The organism is Rickettsia sp. TH2014, assembly GCF_019249195.1.
In the GTDB taxonomy this organism is placed as follows: domain Bacteria; phylum Pseudomonadota; class Alphaproteobacteria; order Rickettsiales; family Rickettsiaceae; genus Rickettsia; species Rickettsia felis.
The window spans coordinates 1-3,381 of sequence record NZ_MXAX01000110.1 but is presented as its reverse complement, the minus strand read 5'-3'; the positions used below and the strand labels follow the sequence as shown (position 1 = coordinate 3,381).

The following is a 3,381-nucleotide window of genomic DNA, read 5'->3' as shown; positions in this document are numbered from 1 at the left end:
AAAAAGAGCCTGGTCAACATTAATTGCTAAACGCTTATTTAGATCTAAACTAAAACTACCATATGGATTAATATGTTCACTAATTAGAGGAGAAATCGCTCTTTTATCTTCATTACTCATCCTTTCTAACCAAGATGATTCCACTAATATTTGTTGTAGCATTAAAGTATTGATGTACACCATTGATAGTTGTAATAAATGCAAACATAAAGTAGATAATTTGAACTCTAGTGGGTTATTACTACGAAATACTCCCGTTTTTCCATAAAATATAATGTCATTAACACCATTCCAACGTTCTACAACATTTAATGCACTATGTATTTCTTGTCTTAGTTCTAGAGAATTAAAATAATTACATAGGAAAATAGTTTTTACTGCTCTTCCTAACTCTCTAATGGCTTGGTATGCTTCATGTTGTACATTACCCTTAGTAAATTTTCTGAGTAATCCTTCTGTATCAGCTATTCCTAATTTCAATGAGATAGCATGTTGTATAATATATTCATAATGTCTTTTGATTAGCTCCCAGTCAATAGGACGCACTAATATGTCTTCTATATGGTTTAAGCCTTTTTGCTCTTCTTTATCAGTGTAATACAATCTTTGTTTATGAATATTTTTGAATCTTGGCATCAAAGCAAAGGAAAATAGGTAAGAAAATGCAAAGCCTATTTCGCTTGCACCATGTGTATCTACGTAATTCTTGTCTATATTTGCATTTGTTGCATGCTTCAATATACCTTCTAACATTGCCGCTACTTCTGAAGAATGACAGCTTTTCATTTGCGAATAAATACATACAGATGAAGTATCAACGTGCCAATAAATCATTACTCCTTTGCTATGATAACGAGGATGCCAACTACTCATCAAATTCTGATCAGATGCTTTAAAATGTTTTGAATCTGAAGCGACTGATGTTGTATTGTCGCCCCATAGTGATGTGAAGCGAATCTTTAGTAAACTATTCACTATTTTACGAATAGCCGCTTGCAAGTTTTCTTGATCAAAATATCTAAGCTTTATATATTGTAAATCTTGGTAACTAATCTCTCCATTACTCATACTTTTAAGACCAGTATTTGTACCATATCCCAAAATAGCTAAAAGTAGTCTCTTACAAATAATTTCTTTATCTAATCCTGTTTTAGGACCACTTGCAACAAAGTCATCTGTAAAATTAACAAACAGATCTACTTCTTTTAAAATATCAAGTAAGCTAGTTGATGGCCAACGCTTAAACACCTCTTCTTTTATTAATTCTAATTGTTTTGGTGGATTTTGCTCTTTTATTTTGGCAACCCTTATATGACCTTTTGGCTTTTTTAGAATATGCACGAATTTATTTTGGGGAATAGAATTATTTAATCTAAATAATGAGTTTTTTAACTCTGCTTTTAGTGTATTGATAAAAGTATCGGCGTCTTGTGGTTGCCTCAGAATATTAAAATATTTTTCTTTATTTTGATCAAAATCCTGTGGTAAATCCTCTTCAGGATTACGATACTTATAACCTCCCTTTACCCAAACTTCTTTACTCCTAAGTTTATTTCTTAACTTATTTAATACACATAATTCTAAATCTATTTTTTTAACTCTATTATTTTTATCAAATATCTTATCCCTATGTGATTTTTGTACCGTCTGTTCTATCTCCAGTACTTGATTGCTATAATAATATCGCTTATTGTTATTAATATTATCCTTAATTAAGTTAATAACATTTGTAATCTTATTACTACTTACAGAATCAAATTCTAAGACTTCTATTATTGGAATAATAACTTTCCTATAATAACGAGCAAAAGATTCTCTAGTACTGTAATATAATAAATCACTAAATTTGTTGACCAGCTTCTTGGTTGACAATTGTTGCTGAATGTCTAACAATTTTTTCTTTGGAAGTTTCGGATATATAGCTTTATTAATCAAATCTTCTTCATTACCTAATATAGTATCTACTAAAATCTTTAATACTCTTCTATTATCATAATTTTTCTTAATTTCTTTCAATTTAGAAAATTTAGCTTTAGATTTGTTTTCTCCAGCAATAAAAATTTTTTGAGTTGTATCTAGAAGAATTTCCACAAGAGAATCATTAATATCAGTTTTTCTCATGAAACAAAAAATAATTAGTTGAGCATATTTGCTAGCATTTGGCATCTCCTTTATGGTACTTGGGTATTTATTGACAATATTCCTATAATAGCGTTTTAAGTGCTTAGATGTTAAAGTTGTTACAATCTCTGGATATGCTAGAAGCTTTAAAAATCTTAATTTCTTAGTTTCTGATTTTATGCTTTCTATTGTCGAACCTCTTACCCAACGCATAAGATGATTCATCTTAGACATACCATCTGTAATAATTAATAGTTCATCTAGATAAGCTTTTGTTTCAATACCCAAACTATCAACTATAGTTTGGAATAAATCTTTTTCATATTGGTATATAGTGCTTTTTACGATTCTACTTATACTAGACTTCTTAATAGAAGAAATACCTTGCTTAACTATGAAATCCTGAGCATATTCCTGTAGTACCTCATATTCAAATATTCCTTCACAACTTATTATATTTTTTAAATGTAGCTGCAAATCAATCCTATCAGTCTTATCGGTTTTTTTAACAGCAGAAATATTAAAATGTTGTAGGATTCTTATTTTATAATTCCTAACTGCTCTAGCTGAAGGAATTGTAATGCTTGTGGTCTCTAAATCCAACTTAATAGCAATATTAGTTAATAATGAACCTGATATTTTTGGCAAACCATCTATGAACTTATTATGAGATTCATAATATTTTAGCATTATTGCATAATACAAACGAAATTTCTTTTGAGTGGAAGAAATTAATTTATATTGTGAGTCTGTAAATTTTGAATTTAATCGTTTCATAAAAAGTTCCTATAATCCCCAGTCTCGGTACATTATTAACCAAAACTGCAAAAAATCTGAAAGCTTTTATAGCACAATTATTCTAACTATGAAAGTCATTTCTTAACTCGGTACTTTCAATAACTTTGCCGCTCCTTGCACGATCTTTAGTATCGGGCCTACTAATTAATAAAACATAAAGCACGATCATTGGTACTAGTGCTCTTATATAGCAAATATTATTTTTAGATTTAAGTTGATCAATTAAGTGATGCATTATATATACCTGATATTAAAAAACATTATTTACATAAAGAAAATAATTTGCCTTTCATGCTTTGGTCAATTCTGCCATTTCATCTTTAGTTTAGAAATCGGATAATGTCCAGCTAACTTAACAAAACACGATAAGTTAGGTAGAGACATGATTTCAGCAGGTAATACCTGCATCTTCTTTTGTTCTATAGTGTTGATATTAACACCATCTCTTATGGTGTTTGAACC

At 29.4% G+C, this 3,381-nt stretch carries 2 protein-coding genes; both read right to left on the bottom strand.

All coding sequences use genetic code 11. The annotated features are described in order from the left end of the window. The coding region (locus KYQ89_RS02010) for a Tn3 family transposase (protein ID WP_218460190.1) at positions 1 to 2,898 on the bottom strand (2,898 nt) is incomplete at its 3' end. A gap of 321 nt (positions 2,899 to 3,219) precedes the next feature. Further along, on the bottom strand, positions 3,220 to 3,369 hold the full coding sequence (locus KYQ89_RS02005) for a type IV secretion system DNA-binding domain-containing protein (RefSeq protein WP_371920388.1): 150 nt from the start codon (positions 3,367 to 3,369) through the stop codon (positions 3,220 to 3,222). Positions 3,370 to 3,381 lie beyond the last annotated feature (12 nt).